This window comes from Acidithiobacillus sp. TH-A67, from assembly GCF_057473545.1.
Window position 1 is genome coordinate 1 of record NZ_JBYCKU010000030.1, and the last position, 17873, is coordinate 17873.

Consider the following 17873-nt stretch of genomic DNA (forward strand, 5'->3'; position numbering starts at 1 on the left):
ACGGGCTACGCCAAATGCCCGAGAAAGTCGCACGCTATTTCCACCACCCCGCCGCACGCTATGCGATGTTAGATATTTAAGGGCCTGGTTAATAGCATCCTGCGGATGTCCAAGCACGTCCCAGACCGCTGCGACGCCGGTAAAGGCGCGCGGGTTGAAGGTGTAATAGTCCATGTTGGCATAGGGGGTGTTGATGAACTCCCGTCCGCCACGGATCACCACCGATCCGTAATGGTACTGCAGGTAGCCGAGGCGCAGGATGGCGATGCCATGGCTGGGGTAGGGGCCGGTAAGCTCCGGATCTTCATGCTGATAAAAGTCGGTCCAGGTGGCAAAATCGCCGCCCACGCCCAAACTCAAGCCAACATAGGACGGGCTATGCAGGTACAGATGGCCACCCAAAGCCATGGAATGGGTATCCTGCGTGGAATGTGCATGGTTGAGGTAGCTGAAATTGATCAGGCCCAGCATGGCCGATATCTTGGTACCACCGAGATCGCTTTCCAGGACCTTGTTGCTGGGAATCAGCGAGTGGCTGTCATCGGCTGCGTAGGCGGGCAGGGCAAAGCCGGCCAGCAGCAAGCTGGCGGCCAGCGTCGTACTGGCGAGAGCGGCGCGCTGCCGTAGTCTGAGTGTGCATGGTTTTTTTGTTTTCATGGTGTACTCCTCCGTCGTTTTGCGCGAGGGGATTCCCCTCCTGTGCAGCCATCAGTTGCTGCTCCTTTTTCTCAGGTGGCCCGTCATGACCGCCAGAAGAATGACGACGCCCTCCACCAGTTGCGTGTAAAAGGGCGAGATATTGAGAAGCACCAGACCGTCGAGGATGGTGCTCAAAATCAGGGCGCCAAGTACGGCGCCCCAGACCGAACCGCGGCCACCGAAGAGCGATACGCCGCCAATGACCACCGCGGCGATCGCCGGTAACTCTTGCCCGCGTCCGGCGTTGGGATCGGCGGTAGCCAGTTGCGCGGCTAGAATCACCCCGGCGATGCCCGCCGAGAGCCCAGAGAAGGCATAGGCGAAGCTGCGCAGACGACGCACGCGGATGCCGGCGCGGTAGGCAGCGACACGGTTGCCACCAATGGCGTAGAGGTGCATGCCGGATGCGGTGAGACCCAGCCATAGCGCCACCACAACCACGATGAACGCGGCAATCCAGATTTGCGTTGGTACCCCGAGTAGATGGCCCTCGCCCAGGGCATTGAAGCCGTTGGCGTTGATGTTCATCGGCTCGCCATCGGTGATGATCAGGGTCAGGCTGGAGAAGATCGACAAGCCGGCCAGGGTGGTAATGAAATCTGTCACCCGCAGGTAGTTGATAATGACCCCCTGCAGGGTGCCGGCAAGCATCGCGGCGAGCAGCGCAAGAAGGGTGGCAATGGGCCAGGGGAATCCGTCCAGCATCATGGTGGCAGCAATGGCACCGGTAAATCCAGCAATGGCGCCGACCGCCAGGTCGATGCCAGCCACCAGCATGACGACCAGTTCACAGAGGGCCAGGAGCACCAAGGGTGCGGCATCAATCAGGATGCTGAAGGCGTTGGCCGTAGATACGAAGTGCGGTGCCACGAAGGCGAGAAATACCACCAGGAGCACAAAGGCGATCAGCACGCCCTGGTCAACGATGGCCTGCAGAATGATGGGATGATGGCGCAGTTCGTTAGGCATCAGACTCTCTCCCGACGAGCATGGCGCGCACGACGCGCTCCTCCGTCAATTCCCCGGTTTTGCCCTCCAAGGCCTTTTCACCACGAGTTAGCACGACGATGTGCGTCGCCACCTGCCAAACGTCGGGCATGGTATGGGTTACCAGAATGACCGCCACTCCAGAACGCGCAAGATTTTGAATGAGTTTTAGAATGGCTTCGTGCTCGCCAACGCCGATAGCGGCCGTGGGTTCATCCATGATGACCAGGCGTGCCTGCCAGTATGCAGCGCGGGCGATGGCGACCGCTTGCCGTTGCCCGCCGGACAGTTCCCCCACCACCTGGCGCAGCGGCAACTCGATGGCAAGACGCTCCAGCGCGCTTGCCGCCTCCCGTCGCATTTCGCGCCGCGCAAGGACTGGCAGAAATCCCAGCACGCGCGACTTGCGCTCGCGTCCCAGAAAGATGTTGGTCGCGACATCAAGATTCTCGGCAACCGCCAGGTCCTGGTAGATCGTTTCGATCCCCAGGTCGTGGGCAAGGCGGGGATCGAAGAGCGAGACTTTGCTGCCGGCCAGGAACATTTCCCCACTGCTGGGGGCATGCGCTCCGGCAATGATCTTGACCAGGGTGGATTTACCGGCGCCGTTGTCGCCCAGCAGGGCGAGAACCTCTCCGGAACTGATCTGCAGGTCGATACTGCGCAGTGCATGGACGGCACCAAAGCGCTTGCCGATGTTTCTCAGTTCCAGGAGAGGAGCCTTCTCTGGCATGGCTGCGTGCTCAGGGGCGTTGGCCGGGGGCGTAATCCATGTGTAACGGAACCGGCACGAATACGGTACCGGTGTTCAGGTAGTTGTATCCGGCCTCGACCCCGAGTGCCCCCATGACGGCAGGTTGCTGCGCGACACTGAGCGCAATCTTCCCTTCTTTGACCAGTTGGGTTTCCCCTGCGCTACCGCTACCAATCATGGCGATAGTGAGGTTTTTGAGGCGGCCGGCTGCTTCGGCGGCGCGTACGGCGCCAATGGCCATTTGTCCATTTTCCGCATAGACCGCATCTAGATTCGGGTGGGCGATCAAGACTTCGCGCATCACCGTCAAGCCTCCGCGGCGGCTGAAATGGCCAGACTGTCGGGCGACCACGTGAATATCGGGGTAGTGCCGGAGAACGGAATCACAGCCAGCGCTGCGCTCATTGGTAGCTGAGGCGCCGGAAATGCCCAGCAACATGAACAGATTTCCCTTGCCATGCAGGTGATTGGCGAGAAATTGACAGGCTTGAGCGCCGGCTTGGGTATTATCTGAGGCAAAGTAGGCGATGGCATGGCCGCCATCTGCCTTGCGATCAATAAACACCACCGGGATGTGCGCGGCATTGGCCTTTTCCACTGCGGGAATGAGCGCCTTGGCGTCGGTGGGATTGATCAGCAGCAGATTGACTCTGCGGGCGATGAGGGTATCTACCTGATTGGATTGGGTAGCCGAGTCATTGTTGCCGTTCTCGACTAAGAGCTGCACCCCCAGTTTTTTCGCCTCACTTTCGGCGCCACTCTTGATGGTGGCGAAATAGGGGGTCATGGCCGAGAGCAGCAGACCGAAGGTGTACTGCGGAGCAGCGGTAGCGCTGCCAAGCAAAGCGAGACTGCCGAGAGCGGCAAGAATTAGGGTGGCGGGTTTTTTGGCTTTCATGATCGATCCTCCGTGCGCGGGCTGTGAGAAGCAAGAAACTGCTCGATGTCTGTTTTTCGTGGCAACGCGTCCTGTGCGCCGATGACGGTTGCCGTGAGGGCAGCGGCGGCGTTCGCCCGCTGAGCGCTGGCAGACAGGGGTGCCCCGGCTGCCAGGCTGGCAAGCAGAACACCAGCAAAGGCGTCGCCGCAGCCTGTGCTGTCGGTTACCGCTACCGGGTAGGCGGGCAGGCGTGCAGCCTCCCTGCCGCTGGCCCAGACCAGTCCGTGTTCGCCGAGGGTAATGACCGCGCCCATGCGTGCGTGCGCCAGTGCTCTGGCGGCATCCAAGGCGCTGCCTGAGTCAAGCGCCTGGCCCAAAATCTGCGTTGCCTCCTGGGCGTTGACGACGAGCAAATCGGTCAAAGACAAGAGTTCTGCGGAAAGATCCTGTACTGGCGACGCATTGAGAACGAAGGGGATTCCCTTGGCCCGGCAGATCTGTGCGGCATGCAGGACCAATTCCGGGTCAATCTCGAGCTGCGCCAGCACGAAGGCTGGGTCGCGCAGCTGCGTTTCGAGGTCGTGGGGGAGACGGTCGCGGTTGGCACCCGGGTAGATGGTGATGCGGTTCTCACCGGAATCTTCTAGCAGGATACAGGCGGAGCCAGTGGGTAGCGGGCTGCGTTGAACGCCGCACAGGTCGATTCCCTCGGCCGCCAAGGCTTGGTATAGGAGCTCCCCCGCCTCGTCTTGGCCGAGCTGAGCGATGAGCCGGACCTCCGCTCCTGCACGCCGCGCGGCCACTGCTTGATTTGCGCCCTTACCGCCATGATGCCGGCTGAAATTGCGAGCAATTCGGGTTTCCCCTGATTCCGGTACACGGTCGAGCTGAAAAAGCAGGTCGATGTTGCAACTACCGATGACGGTCAACATTTTGGCTCTGCTGATCATAGGGTAAAAAATCCCCGACGGATTGATTTGTCCGCATTATCATCTGCCCGTTCGTATCATATTGTCACATTTCTGAAAAGTGATTTAGGTATAGGACACAGCGAGATGTTGCGCAAGAAAAACATTTATAGAAAGAATTGATAGCTTTAATTTTAAAAATATATTATTAGATTGTAATTCTTCTTGACTTCAGAAAATTTTTTGATAGATCTCCCGGGCAAAGCTGCTGGCCTGTGGGGCGCCAGGGAGCAACTGGAAGCGCTGTGCTTCTGGCTCTGCGCTGGCGCGCAAAAATAGAATATTCTCTCCTTCTTTATCAAAAAGATTTTTGGCAAAGCTATAGAGATGGGTAACAAAGATTATGCGGACGCCGGCGTCGCGCAGGGCCAAAGTGATCTGCCTCGCAATCTCAGATCCCTCCTGCTCATTGGTGGCGGCAAAGGATTCGTTGAAAAGTACCAGACTTCTGGCCCGGAGCTCGGGTACGATGTCCTGCATCCGTTGCAGTTCTTCGGCAAATTTTCCGTGCTGCAGCTTGGCGTCCTCCTCCTGCTGAAAATGACTGAAGATCCCCTGACACAGGCTGGTGTGCATAGTTTTCGCAAAACTGTAGAGCCCACTTTCTGCCCAAAGCTGAGAGATACCGATGGCGCGCAGCAAGGTCGATTTACCGCCGCGATTGGCACCGGTGATGATAATCAGCGGGGTATGGCGGGCATCAATATCGTTGGTCACCGTGCTTTCCCCGCGTAGGGGCAAAAGCGGCGAATAGAGTCCTGTAGCGCCCAGTAGCCCGCCTCCTTCCTGTACTTCCGGCAGACAACAAGACAACCCTTGTTGGTGAAGTTTCTGCTGTAGCGTGATGGCGGCAAGATAGAAATGCAGCTCGTCGCGGAGCAGGCGAAAAAACTGCAGTACCCGTGCGACTGCATCATCGAGAACCTGCGCCGTTTGGGTCAGGAGCTGTTCTCGCAGTTTACCAAGCGCTGTCTGACCCGCCTCATCGCGATCAGCAATGCTGAAGCCCGCGTCCTCGTGCTGGGCGCGCCAGAGTTTTCCCAACCAGCCCTGGTTGCCAATGCCACCGTGTAAGGCCTCCGGGACACAGCGCCCTGCGGCGTCCGCCCCTGCGGCACTGCGCACGCCTTCGTCCAGTTGCAGCGCGGCCAGCGCTTCCTGCGCTGCTTGCAGAAAGCCCTCGTCAATCTCCTGCTGCAAGCGGGAGAAAAGCTTGCGCAGGGCGTCCGAATGGAAGGTTTCTTCTTTGCTGCCCAGGTCACGCAAGGCCTGCAGTTGGCGCAGCAATTCCTGCATGAGCACGGTATTGGCGCGCAGTCGGCGGCTGGGAGATTTGCTGAAGAGCAGAAACTGATGACTCTGTCCGGGTAAGTCCAGACTGTTCTGGGCGATGGCGAAGATGGCTTCGGCGCGTTCCGGCTGCGCGCTCAAGTCGGTCAAGGCCTCTTGGCGGTAGCGTAACGTTGCCGCATCGCGACAGCGCCAGCGGAGAATTACCCGCTCTACGATCTCCCGGCGTTCGTCATCGTCCTCGGCCATGGCAGTAAACAGGGGCGCAAGTCCCAGATCCTCGACCAGATGCTGTTCCTGCGCGCTGGCAGGAAACGCAGCAAGGCTTTTTTCCGGATCAAGAAGATGGGGAAGCATGAGCAATCCTCGCCAGGAGTTGAGGGTAGTCCAGACCATATTTTCTGGCCAGAGAGAGGGCATGGGCCAGACCATCGGCAGGTTTGCGTAAGAGGCGAAACGTGCGCTTGTCCTCCTCCTTGCTGTCGACCATGCTCAGAATGCTGACGACATCGGCACCGCAGCGACTGAGCTCATCGAGAAAACTGACCCAGAGTACCAGCGGGTCGAGATGCCGCAGGCGCTTCAGCAATTCCTGGCTGAGAAAGCGGGCATCGTCGAGGGTGGTGGAGTGAAACAGCTCATTGAGGACGAAGATACTGCGTGGTGTTGCTCGCTCCAGATCATGGCGTAGACGAAGCAGGTCTGCCTCGAGCTTGCTGCGCTCGCTTTCGGCGTCTTCGCGGCGTTCAAAATGGGTATAAATAGCGTCGCAAACGAAGAGTTGGGCCTGCTGCGCGGGCACTGGCAGACCGATACCAGCGAGGTAATGTAGTTGCCCGAAGCAACGGGCATAGGTCGTTTTGCCGCCCTGATTGGGGCCGCTGACCAACAAAATGCGCTCGCTCCCGTGCAGGTCGATATCGTTCAGCACGGGATTCTCCTGCTGATCCTGGCGTAGGCGCGCAGCCAGTGCCAGATCGTAAGCCCCATCGGCATGGGTGTGTTTTTCCTCCTCACAGAGCTCGGGAACGCAGCTTGGCAGGCCCGTCGCCTCCAAGGGGCTGAGAAACTCCAGAAAGGCGAGATAGAACTGTAGTTCCCGCTCCCAATGCAGAAGTGGGACAAAGACAAAGGGATAGCGAGCTATTCGCAGGGCGGGGACGGTATCGGTTGCGGCTTGTGGGTTCGGTTGCGCCCAGCGCTGGTAAAAAGCGGCGAGACGGGCAAATAATTCGGGAAACAGTTCGGCAATGGCGTCGAGGACTCGTGCCTGTACCGGATCGAGGTCCATCTGTCCGATCTCTTGCTCCTCCCGCGCGTTTTCCTCGCCTGACGGTGCAGCCAGAAAGCGAGAAAAAGTATGGGCAATTTCTTCGTCTACATTGCGTTGCAAACATTCGCGCCAGAGGCTCACATGACTTCCGGAGATTTGCAGGTCGTAGCGCATGGTATCCAACTCTTGGCGCAATTCCCTTGCGGTATTGTGCATCTCCTGCCGCTGTGGTGCCTGTAACTCGTGGATCAAACCCTCCAGAACGGTGCATAGGGCGCGCGATCGTGGCTTGGCGGCGGTCAGCGCGTCGGCCAGAGAGGAAAAAATCGTTTGGTAGCTACCAATCGCATCCAGAAAAACCCGTTGTCGTTGGCGATCATGGTAGAGTTTTTGCGCTCGCCCAAGCTGGCGGCGCAGGGTCTGCATCCGTTGGGTGAAGATGGTCCAGGCGCTGCGTATCGATGGCTGTAACAGATCGCGCAGAATGGCCTGGCGATGGCGAATAACCATCGATTTTCCGGGAAAGGCGTGATACCAATCAGCCAGCGCAAAATCCGGTACCGGCGCGCAGACGGCAGCAAAGATCTCTTGCAAATGGAGATCATCGAAAACTGCCGCTTCCGGTGCTAGGTTCTGCTTCGCTTCTCCCTCGGGCCAAAGCAGACTTATTGCCGATGTCATTGCCATACCACCAAGCGCTCCTGCGAAATTCCTTATCAGTATAGGACAATGAAGGCTAATCGCGCTTATCAGAATATATAAATAAGTTACAAATATATGCGAAGTTTTTTGTTCTATACTACAAACACTCGTCGTAATGATAGGACGCTTCCGTAGAAAAAATGAAAACCAGGGGTCGATATGAACGACATAAAAGATATTCTGGTCATCGGTGGCGGTATCAATGGCGTGGGTATAGCCCGCGATGCTGCTGGTAGGGGACTTACCGTTACCTTGATCGAGCGGGATGACCTGGCTGCCCATACTTCTTCCGCCAGTACCAAACTCATTCACGGCGGATTACGCTACCTCGAATACTACGAATTTCGCCTGGTGCGCGAGGCGCTGATGGAACGGGAACGCCTTCTGCATATCGCCCCGCACATCATCTGGCCATTGACCTTTATTCTGCCCGAAGGGCCGGAGAGCCGCGCTTGGTGGAAGTTGCGCGCTGGTCTCTGGCTTTATGACCATCTGGCACCACGCCAAAGCCTGCCGGCATCGCGAGCGCTGCGTTTTGCCCGACATCCGGCGGGAGGGATTCTGGCGGACGATATACGGCGCGGCTTCAGCTATTCCGATTGTTGGGTCGAAGACAGTCGCCTGGTGGTGCTGAACGCTATCGATGCCCGGGAGCGCGGCGCGGAGATTCGTCTGCACACGTCGCTGAGCAAGGCAGCCGCCGTGGATGGAGTCTGGTATGCGGAAATCGAGACGGCCAGCGGCCAGCGGGAAACGCTGCGTGCGCGCAGTCTGGTCAATGCCGCCGGCCCCTGGGTGGGAGAGATCCTGGGTACGGCTCTGGGTCTGCACACCCATAAAAGCGTGCGCAAGGTGAAGGGCAGCCACATCATCGTCCCTCGCCTTTATGACGAGGACTTTGCCTTCATCCTGCAGAATCCCGACGGGCGGATCATTTTCGTCATTCCCTACGAGGGCAGCTTCAGCCTCATCGGCACCACCGACATCCCCTACGACGGAGATCCCGCGCAGGTGCAGATCAGTCCCGAGGAGACCGCCTACCTCTGCAGCAGTGCTTCCCATTATCTGCGAAAAACCATCGTTCCCGCAGACGTGGTGCGCAGTTATTCCGGTGTGCGCCCCCTGTATGACGATCATGCCGCCAATGCTTCGGCAGTGACCCGGGATTATGTCCTCGATCTCGAAAAAGGACCCGGCGCGCCGGTACTCTCGGTTTTTGGTGGCAAGATCACCACCTATCGGCGTTTGGCCGAACATGCCCTGCAACTCCTGGAGCCGGCGCTGGGTAAGGCCACTGGTCAATCCTGGACTGCCACGGCGCCGCTCCCCGGCGGGGATCTCCCGGGTGCTGACTTCGAGCGTTTCCTGCATCAGCTGCTGAGTCAATATGCCGAGTTTCCGGCCACCTTGCTGCGTCGCTACGCCCGTGCCTATGGGACCCGCGCGGAACAGATCCTGGCAGGCCACCAGCGACCGGAGGAGCTGGGCGAGGATTTGGGCGGAGGGCTGTACGAGGCGGAACTACAGTATCTCGTCGCGCACGAATGGGCGAACACCCCCGAGGACATCCTTTGGCGACGCTCCAAGCTTTCCCTGCACGTACCCTCAGGGACCGAGCAACGGCTGAACCAATATCTGGCGAATACCCTCAGCAAGCGCTGAGCAAGGAGAGAGGAGAATACAAAATGTCCAATTACGTCGGAGCCATCGATCAGGGGACCACCAGTACCCGCTTCATCATTTTTGACCACGCCGGCAAGATCATTTCCCAGGCGCAAAAGGAACACCGGCAGATCTACCCGCAACCGGGCTGGGTAGAACATGATCCCCTGGAAATCCTCAACAACAGCAACGAAGTCGTGGGGGCCGCCCTGGCCCGTGCCAACCTCAGCGGTACGGATCTGCGTGCCGTGGGGATCACCAACCAGCGCGAAACGACCGTATTGTGGGACCGTCACAGTGCTGAGCCGCTGGCTCCCGCCATCGTCTGGATGGACACCCGCACCGATCAGTTGATGCGTCGCTTTCTACAGAAGCGGGAACAGTCCTGGTTTCGCGAGAAGACCGGGTTACCTCTGACCACTTATTTTTCCGCGCTCAAGTTGCTCTGGCTGCTGGAGAATGTCCCCGGGGCACGGCGTAAGGCCGAGCAGGGTGACGCCCTGTTTGGCAATATCAACACTTGGTTGGCCTGGAACCTGACCGGAGGCAAAGATGGCGGTTTGCATATCACCGACGTCAGCAATGCCAGCCGCACCCTGCTCATGGACCTGCAGCGCTGCAGCTGGGATGAAGAGCTTCTCGCAGAGTTTGGTATACCCGCCGCTTGCCTGCCGCAGATTGTTTCCTCGGGAGAGGTCTATGGGGAGATTCGCAGTGCGCCGCTGCGCGGGACAGTTTTGGCAGGGATGCTTGGGGATCAGCAAGCGGCCCTGGTCGGGCAGACCTGCTTTGCGCCCGGCGAGGCAAAAAATACCTACGGCACCGGTTGCTTTCTGCTGATGAACACGGGTACGGAAGCGGTCCATTCCAAGGCTGGTTTGTTGAGTACGGTGGCCTACCGCTTTGGCGACGAGCCGACCCACTACGCCCTCGAAGGTTCCATTGCCATTGCGGGAGCCCTGGTGCAATGGTTGCGCGACAACCTGCACTTTTTTGATCTGGCAGAGCAGATCGAGGCGTTGGCGCGTAGTGTGCCTGACAACGGCGATGTCTACATCGTTCCTGCCTTTGCGGGACTGTATGCGCCGTACTGGCGGGAAGATGCCCGTGGAGTGATCGCCGGTCTGACTCGCTTTGCCACCAAGGCCCATGTGGCGCGGGCTGCTCTGGAAGCGACGGCCTATCAGGTGCGCGACGTGGTCGAGGCGATGGAGCTGGACAGTGGCATTCGGCTACGTGCCCTGCGCAGCGATGGCGGTATGGTCGTAAACGAGCTGCTGATGCAGTTCCAGGCTGATATGCTCGCCGTGCCGGTGCAGCGCCCGCGTATCGTCGAAACCACTGCCCTGGGATCTGCCTATGCCGCCGGACTGGCTACCGGCCTGTGGCAAAGCACGGAGGATCTACGCGCCAACTGGGGCGTTGATCATGTCTGGAATCCGCAGATGGAAGACAGCGACCGGGCTCGCCTGTATCACTCCTGGAAGAAGGCGGTCGAACGTTCCTTTGCTTGGGTGGAGGGCAACTAAGATGGTCACGAATGCAGGCGTGAAGAGCGGTTGGCGGGCGCGCTCCATTTGGGCGGAGATGATTGCCGAGTTTTTGGGTTGTTTTGTGTTGCTGGCCTTTGGTGCCGGTTGTGTCGCGGTAGCGGTGGTCGGTCTGACCGAATCGCATCGTACCCTGGTCATTTTCCAGGGGGCAGGGGGCTGGCTCCTGATCACCTGGGGTTGGGCCATGGCGGTGGCCATGGCGGTCTATGTCGCGGGGGGTGTTTCCGGGGCGCATATCAACCCGGCGGTGACTTTGGCCTTTGCCCTGCGCGGCAATTTTCCCTGGCGCAAGGTCGTACCGTACTGGATTGCCCAGGTGGTCGGTTGTTTTGCAGGTGCGGCCATTGTTTATTACGACTATTTTCTCGCCATCGACAAGTGGAATCTCGCCCATGGGATCATCTCCCGGGCGGCACCTGGCGGGCTGACCACCTTCAGCATCTTCGCCACTTTTCCGGCCGCGTATTACGGTAATCAGATGGGCCTCGCCCTGTTGGATCAGGTGGTGGCAACCTTCTTTCTGCTGCTCTTTGTTCTCGCCATCATCGACAACATGAATGTCGGACCCGGCGCCAACCTGGCCCCATTGATTATCGGCTTTGCAGTAGCGGCCATCGGCATGTCCTTTGGCGTAGGTACCGGCTACGCCATCAACCCTGCCCGTGACTTTGGCCCCCGCTTTTTTTGTTGGTTGCAGGGATGGGGCGCCAATGCTTTTCCCGGTCCCCATGGCTATTGGTGGGTACCCATTGTCGGCCCCCTCATCGGCGCGGCGATTGCCGTCTATGTTTATGAATGGATGATCAGCCGCACCCTCCGCGCCCGGGCCAAGCTCCTGCAGGAAAAACAGCCGCGTGTCGAACAAAAAGGTCTCGGTTTCAAGCTGGAAAAGTTGCAAAAAGCGCTGGATGAGGTGCGTTCGCAAATCGAAGCAGAGGAGGCAAAACAATGAAGGCATTGATCAATGATCCAGAAGCCGTGGTCAGCGAATCCCTTGCCGGGATGGCCCTCGCCCATGGGGATCTGCTGCAGGTACACACGGACCCCAGTTATGTCCTGCGCCAGGATGCGCCGATCTCCGGCAAGGTGGCGATCGTCTCCGGTGGTGGTTCGGGCCACGAGCCCATGCATGCCGGCTTCGTTGGCCTGGGAATGCTGGACGCTGCCTGTCCAGGGGCAGTGTTTACCAGCCCTACCCCGGACCAGATCGTGGCCGCGTCCCTTGCCGCCCATGGCGGCGCCGGGGTGCTGCATCTGGTCAAGAATTATACGGGCGATGTACTGAACTTTCAGATGGCGGCGGAGATCCTGCAGGACCAGGGCGTTGCAGTGGAGCAGGTGCTGATCGATGATGACGTCGCTGTCCAGGATTCGCTCTACACCGCCGGACGGCGGGGCGTAGGGGCAACGGTCCTGGCGGAAAAGATCTGTGGCGCGGCCGCGGCCGAAGGAATGGCGCTCGCTGATCTGGCAGCGCTCGGTAAACGGATAAATGGGCAGGCGCGCTCCATGGGCTTGGCCTTGGGCCCTTGCCATAATCCCAGTACGGGCCAGGAGGGCTTTCAACTCGGCGAGCAGGAGATCGAGTTTGGCGTGGGTATCCATGGAGAACCCGGTCGGGAGCGGCTGGCCATGGCCCCTGCCGATACCTTGACCCACATGTTGATGGAGCCGATCTTGAATGACCTACCATTCCATCCGGGCGATCCGGTGTTGCTATTTGTTGATGCTCTGGGGGCAATCCCCTTGCTTGAGCTCTATATCGTCTATCGTGCCGCTGAGGTAGTGGCGCGGGAGTATGGGCTGCACGTTCAGCGACGCCTGGTGGGGCCGTACATGACCAGTCTCGACATGGCTGGGGTCGCTATCACCGTCCTGCGACTGGAAGCGGATCTGCAGCGCTGGTGGGATGCTCCGGTCTGTACGGTCGCGCTGCGCTGGGGGCTCTGAGGAGATCAGCATGAATTATGACACGGAGACCTTGATAGCCTGGCTGCGCTGCATACAGGAACGCTTGGCGCAGGAACGAGCTGAGCTCGACCACCTCGATGCAGAGATCGGTGATGGTGACCATGGCAGTAATCTTTCTCGGGGGTTCGCCAAGGTAGCAGAAAAATTAGGGGGGAGGGTTTCAGAAAGTCCCGGAGCGCTACTGAAGGAGGTGGCGATGACGCTGATCAGCACGGTGGGCGGCGCCTCCGGGCCACTCTATGGTACCTTCTTCCTAGAGACCGCCAAGGCCATGGGAGCGTCCGCTACGTTCAGTGCTGCGGAGCTCGGTCGTTGCCTGAAAAGCGGGGTGGCGGGCATACAGCGCTTGGGCAAGGCGAGCGCCGGTGATAAGACCATGCTCGATGCCCTGATTCCTGCCGTAGATGTGCTGGCATCCCAGGGGGACGTCGCAGCAGCCGCCCAGTCCGCGCAAGACGGCCTAGCTGCAACCACTCCTTTGCAGGCGCGTAAGGGTCGCGCCAGTTATCTGGGCGTGCGCTCCGTCGGCCATGCCGACCCGGGTGCCGCCTCCGCCGCCCTGCTTTTCGCCTGTCTGGCGCAGAGGGATATATGAGCAAAGTAGTGTCCACCCCGGTCGCATTGTTGCTTGTCTCGCACAGTCGCGCCCTTGCCGAGGCGACGGAGGCACTGCTTCGGCAGGTCGTCGGAGATTCGGTACGGATTGCCGTTGCCGCTGGTGCCGGGGAGGCAGGAGGCGAGCTCGGTACCGATGCGACGCGCATAGCTGCCTCGCTGTCCCAATTGGCCCCCCAGTCCGTGCTCGTACTCATGGACCTGGGGAGTGCCGTGCTGAGTGCACAGATGGCCCTGGAGTTTCTCCCGCAAGAAGATCGGCAGCGCGTCGCGCTTTGCCCAGCCCCCTTTGTGGAAGGGGCGATGGCAGGCGCTTTGGCAGCCCAGGCCGGCCTCAGTCTCCCGGAAGTGGCACGGGAGGCCCAGAACGCGTTACGCGGTAAGCAGAGCGATTTGCCGGGAGCGGATAGTGGCGCGCTGCGGGAATCAGCGATGCGTGTCCACGCCGGTATGGAACGGCGCTGTTACGAGCTGTCCGACCCAGCAGGTTTGCATCTTCGGCCGGCGGCTGAATTGGTACGAGTAGCCGGGGAGGCGGGCATGGATTTCTGGATCGGGCGTTCTGCGGTTGACTCTCCCTTGGTGGCTGGAAAAAGCCTCAGCGGGCTGCTGGCCCTGGAATTACGGCAGGGCGAGGCCTTTTGTGTCTACAGTAACGAGCCCCTTGCTTCTGACCTGCTAACGCGGCTGGATAGCCTCTTTGGGAGCTCCGCGGAGGCGCTCCCGGAAGGGCGACCGCAGGGAGCCGTTCCCGGTTTCGCCCTGGGCTTGGTCGCCGATGCGCGACTCCGACTGGAGGAGTTGCTCCCCACCGCAGAGGCCGCTATCCCTGACGGAGTAGAGCGTCTCCGGCGAGCGATCGCCGTTGTTGGTAGTCGTGAGCACGAAGAAGGCATCCTCGACGCGCAGCGTGCCCTGCTTGTGGACCCGCGTCTGCAGGAAAAGGTCGATGCTGAGTTCCGGCGGGGGCAGGGGCCGGCGCATGCCTGGGTGACTGCGGTGGAGGGACTCGCCCAAGAAATCGAGCGATTGCATGAGCCGTTGTTACGGGCGCGAGCAGCCGATTGGCGCGATCTGGGACGCCAGGTACTGGAAGCACTTTTGGGAGACCAGGAAGGACGGACGTTTGCGGAAGCGAGGCCAAGCATTCTCCTCGTTGATGACTTGTTGCCATCCATGGCCGCTACCATGGATCCTGCGCAAGTACTGGGTGTGATTGATCGCCATGGCGCTCCCAACAGCCACGCCGCGATTCTCCTGCGTGGCGCTGGTATTCCCTATGTGATCAATGTGCGTGCTCCTGAGCTTCGCGCGGGCATAGAGGTGGCGATGGATGGCGCTACCGGGGAAGTCATCGTTGCGCCCCAGAAAGCGCAGGTTGAGGCCATCCGAGCACGCTACGCGACGGCCGAACCCCTGACATTGCCGGATGGATTTGCAGGTGATTTGGCTCTCGCTGATGGCAGCCATGTCGAGTTCTGGGCCAATGTGGCCAGCCCCGCCGAGGCGCAGGAAGCACGGCGCTTGGGAGCACGCGGGATTGGCTTGTTGCGCACGGAGTTTCTGTACCTGGACCGTTGGCAAAGTCCCAACGAAGAAGAACAGATGCAGCATGTGCAGAAAATACTCGCGCCCATGGCGGGGCGGCGCAGCGTCGTGCGTCTCTTGGATGCCGGTGCTGATAAGCCACTGCCCTTCCTCAACCTGCCCAGGGAAGAGAACCCGGCACTGGGACTGCGGGGTATCCGCGCCCTGCTGGCTTGCCCCGAATTTTTGCAGGTCCATTTACGCGCGATCTTGCGTGCCGGTCACGGGCAGGACATCGCCCTCATGGCCCCTATGGTCAGCCAAGCGCAGGAGATCATCGAACTGCGTAGGGTACTGGCATCCTGTCATTCTGCCCTTCTCGAACAGCACATCGATCATGCCTGGCCGGTAGCACTGGGGATCATGGCTGAAGTGCCCGCGATGTTGTTGGAGTCGGGCAGCTTCCGAGGGCTGGTGGATTTTGTTTCGGTGGGCACCAACGATCTCACGCAGTATGTGTTTGCCGCGGACCGTGGCGATGAGCGGCTGCAGAATCTGGGCGGGGCCGGCTCGCCAGCGGTGCTAGGTCTGATCCAGGGCTTGCTGCAGGGACTGGACGTGCCGGTCTCGGTCTGTGGGGAAGCTGCGGGTTCCCCGCAGCTCGCCCTGGCCTTGGTGGGGCATGGCATTCGCCGCCTGTCGATGAGTCCCCGCAGTTTTGCCAGTGTTTGGCAGGCATTGCGAGTCGCGTAGGCATATTGAGGGGCAGTGCCGTTGGACCTAGCTATGATCGTTGTTTTCGCGCTGAAAGAGCCAGCCGCGGCGGCGGAAATACCAGATCATGAGCAAGGCGACGAGCCACATGAAACCCACAACGATCTCGTAGCCGTAGCGATAATGCAGTAGGGGGATGCCGTCGATATTCATCCCGTAGATACCGGTGACGAAGGTGAGCGGAATGAAAATGGTGGAGATGATGGTCAGCACGCGCATGATATCGCTCAAGCGATTGTTCACCATCGACAAGTAGATATCCATCAGACCGCTGACCACGTCGCGTTCGCTGTTCAGCAGGCTCATGAGCTGAATGGTATGGTCGTAGAGGTCGTTCAAAAAGGGACGTAGGCCGTCGGGTAGCAGGCGGTGCTCGCCGATGCTGTGGTTCAGCCGCGAGACCATTTCCTGCATGGGCCAGAGGACATGATTGAACAGGATCAGCTCCCTTTTGCTCTGCTGTATCTCAGCAAGTTGGGCTTTGTGAGTGCGTTGCAGGAGTTTTTCCTCCAGCCGTTCCACCTCATCGGTGAAGCCTTGTAACGCTGGAAAGGCCTGATCCACCACCAGATCCAGTAAGGCATAGACGAGGTATTCCGGACCGCTGCGGCGAAGCCGTGACTGGTCATTCTGTATGCGGTCCAGTAGTACCGCGGTCAGCTCCTGGCGCCCTGCAGACACGCTGATCACCAAGCCTTCGTGTAGAATGATGTGGAAGGGGGTGACCTGGAACTCGTGACCATGCCGCGATATCTGCTGGCATTGCAGGTGGACGTAGTTCTCGAAGGGCTCGAGTTTCGCCTGTTGCTGTGCGCTTTGAATGTCTTCCAGGGTCAGGGGATGGATTTCGAAACGCGTGCCCAATTCCTCTAGTTGCGCCCGGTCTGGCATACCATGAAAGTGCAGCCAGATTACTCCGCGATGTGCCTCGGTGCTGGCAGCGGCGCTGGCAATGCTTACGTCCTTGTCCTGGGAGTAGTTTTGCGGACTGTAGACAACCAGACGAAGTTCGGCCGGGACGGAGTCCGGTTTGTCCAGTAAGGTTCCTGGCGGGAGTCCGCTGCGCTGCACTTGTCCGGTAACTTTGGTTTCACGTGAAACGCGCTGACATCTGGCCATCTGCTCCCTCGTTAGCCTGGCGAATGTTGCTCCGGAAAGAGAATATTGAGCTCCAGCACCTCAAAGTCACCGCGGCGCTCCATGTGCACGGAAATCTGGTCCTTCTCGACTGGCATGTATTTACTGATGACCGTCAGTAACTCTTCCTGCAGTGCGGGGAGAAAGTCTGGTGTATCGGCACTGCGCTCATGCGCGAGGATCAGCTTTAGGCGATCTTTGGCGACGCTGGCCGTCTTTTTTCGCGATCCGAGAAAGTAATCGAGAAAAGACATGTCAGCCTCCAAAGAGTCGCTTGAAGAAACCGGTTTTTTCAGGTTGTACAAAACGCAGTGGTCGCTCTTCGCCTAAAAACCTGGCCACGACGTCTTTATAGGCGAGGGCGACGTCGGTGCCCTGCATATGGATCGCCGGAATGCCCTGATTGGACGCCTGCAGAATGACCTCGGATTCCGGAATCACGCCGAGCAGCGGAATGCGTAGCAGCTCCTGCACATCGTCGAGGGAGAGCATTTCGCCACCTTGGACGCGCTTCGGTGCATAGCGGGTAAGCAGGAGATGTTCGCGAATGGGTTCGGCGCCTTCCTCGGCGCGCTTGGAACGGGCGGCGAGAATGCCCAGGATGCGGTCGGAGTCGCGGACCGAGGAAACCTCGGGGTTCGTGACAACAATCGCGGCATCGGCGTGGTACAGCGCCCGCAAGGCGCCGCTCTCGATGCCGGCGGGCGAGTCACAAACAATGTAATCGAACTGTGTCTGCAGCTCCTCCATGACGCGAGCCACACCATCTGTCGTCAGGGCATCTTTGTCGCGGGTTTGCGAGGTCGGCAGGATGTAGAGATTTTCCAGCATCTTGTCGCGGATCAGCGCTTGCTGCAGGCGTGCCTCTCCATGAATGACGTTGATGAAATCGTAGACCACCCGACGCTCACAACCCATGACCAGATCGAGGTTGCGCAGGCCTACGTCAAAATCGATGACGACAGTGCGATACCCGCGCTGGGCAAGGCCGCTGGCGAAGGCTGCGCTGGTAGTGGTTTTGCCCACTCCTCCTTTACCGGAGGTGACGACGACAGTTTGGGCCACGAGTTTCTCTCCTGTA

15 protein-coding genes and 1 pseudogene are annotated in these 17873 nt (G+C 59.5%); 6 read left to right on the forward strand and 10 right to left on the reverse strand.

The features are described from left to right. The 7 genes and pseudogenes from AC2VNM_RS03905 to AC2VNM_RS03935 form a co-directional block, all read right to left on the reverse strand. Positions 1-657 (reverse strand): annotated as a pseudogene (locus AC2VNM_RS03905) (hypothetical protein); the annotation flags it as partial. Positions 658-708: 51 nt separating this feature from the next. After that, positions 709-1668, reverse strand: a complete 960-nt coding sequence (locus AC2VNM_RS03910; RefSeq protein WP_486912915.1) for an ABC transporter permease — start codon at positions 1666-1668, stop codon at positions 709-711. After that, complete coding sequence (locus tag AC2VNM_RS03915) at positions 1661-2419, reverse strand: ATP-binding cassette domain-containing protein (RefSeq protein ID WP_486912916.1); 759 nt, start codon at positions 2417-2419, stop codon at positions 1661-1663. Before AC2VNM_RS03915 ends, AC2VNM_RS03910 begins: the two co-directional genes overlap by 8 nt. 10 nt (positions 2420-2429) lie before the next feature. After that, entirely contained in the window at positions 2430-3338 is a 909-nt protein-coding gene (locus AC2VNM_RS03920; protein ID WP_483166452.1) for a substrate-binding domain-containing protein, read from the reverse strand. Then, on the reverse strand, positions 3335-4252 hold the full coding sequence (locus AC2VNM_RS03925) for a ribokinase (protein WP_486912917.1): 918 nt from the start codon (positions 4250-4252) through the stop codon (positions 3335-3337). The genes AC2VNM_RS03920 and AC2VNM_RS03925 overlap by 4 nt, the downstream gene beginning before the upstream one ends. Positions 4253-4459: 207 nt before the next feature. After that, positions 4460-5935 carry a MutS-related protein gene (locus AC2VNM_RS03930; RefSeq protein WP_486912918.1) on the reverse strand — a complete coding sequence of 492 codons (1476 nt, stop codon included), beginning with the start codon at positions 5933-5935 and terminating at the stop codon, positions 4460-4462. Beyond that, a complete protein-coding gene (locus tag AC2VNM_RS03935; RefSeq protein WP_483166449.1) occupies positions 5916-7538 on the reverse strand; it encodes a MutS-related protein in 1623 nt (540 codons plus the stop codon). The genes AC2VNM_RS03930 and AC2VNM_RS03935 overlap by 20 nt, the downstream gene beginning before the upstream one ends. A gap of 174 nt (positions 7539-7712) precedes the next feature. On the opposite strand from AC2VNM_RS03935, the gene glpD reads away from it, so the two are divergent. The 6 genes from glpD to dhaM are packed head-to-tail and all read left to right on the forward strand — an operon-like array spanning position 7713 to position 15634. Next, positions 7713-9215, forward strand: coding sequence for a glycerol-3-phosphate dehydrogenase (gene glpD, locus AC2VNM_RS03940; protein ID WP_486912920.1), 1503 nt, complete (start codon positions 7713-7715; stop codon positions 9213-9215). A 23-nt stretch (positions 9216-9238) separates the two neighbouring features. Next, on the forward strand, positions 9239-10744 hold the full coding sequence (gene glpK, locus AC2VNM_RS03945) for a glycerol kinase GlpK (protein WP_483166447.1): 1506 nt from the start codon (positions 9239-9241) through the stop codon (positions 10742-10744). Position 10745: 1 nt separating this feature from the next. Next, complete coding sequence (locus AC2VNM_RS03950; RefSeq protein WP_483189635.1) at positions 10746-11720, forward strand: MIP/aquaporin family protein; 975 nt, start codon at positions 10746-10748, stop codon at positions 11718-11720. Next, positions 11717-12718 (forward strand): dihydroxyacetone kinase subunit DhaK, encoded by a 1002-nt coding sequence (gene dhaK, locus AC2VNM_RS03955; RefSeq protein ID WP_483189636.1) that lies wholly within the window; start codon positions 11717-11719, stop codon positions 12716-12718. The genes AC2VNM_RS03950 and dhaK overlap by 4 nt, the downstream gene beginning before the upstream one ends. A gap of 10 nt (positions 12719-12728) precedes the next feature. Next, a complete protein-coding gene (dhaL, locus tag AC2VNM_RS03960; RefSeq protein ID WP_483166444.1) occupies positions 12729-13334 on the forward strand; it encodes a dihydroxyacetone kinase subunit DhaL in 606 nt (201 codons plus the stop codon). After that, entirely contained in the window at positions 13331-15634 is a 2304-nt protein-coding gene (dhaM, locus tag AC2VNM_RS03965) for a dihydroxyacetone kinase phosphoryl donor subunit DhaM (protein WP_483189637.1), read from the forward strand. The genes dhaL and dhaM overlap by 4 nt, the downstream gene beginning before the upstream one ends. Before the next feature lie 27 nt (positions 15635-15661). Here the strand turns inward: dhaM and corA are convergent, their stop codons facing one another. From corA to minD, 3 genes are read right to left on the reverse strand one after another with little or no spacing between them, the layout of a single operon-like run. Continuing rightward, the gene (gene corA, locus AC2VNM_RS03970) at positions 15662-16774 is read right to left on the reverse strand and encodes a magnesium/cobalt transporter CorA (RefSeq protein ID WP_483189638.1); all 1113 of its coding nucleotides are present in this window, start codon (positions 16772-16774) and stop codon (positions 15662-15664) included. Between the two features lie 11 nt (positions 16775-16785). Then, positions 16786-17046, reverse strand: a complete 261-nt coding sequence (gene minE, locus AC2VNM_RS03975; RefSeq protein ID WP_215872135.1) for a cell division topological specificity factor MinE — start codon at positions 17044-17046, stop codon at positions 16786-16788. A 1-nt stretch (position 17047) separates the two neighbouring features. Continuing rightward, positions 17048-17857, reverse strand: coding sequence for a septum site-determining protein MinD (minD, locus tag AC2VNM_RS03980; RefSeq protein ID WP_483189639.1), 810 nt, complete (start codon positions 17855-17857; stop codon positions 17048-17050). Positions 17858-17873 lie beyond the last annotated feature (16 nt).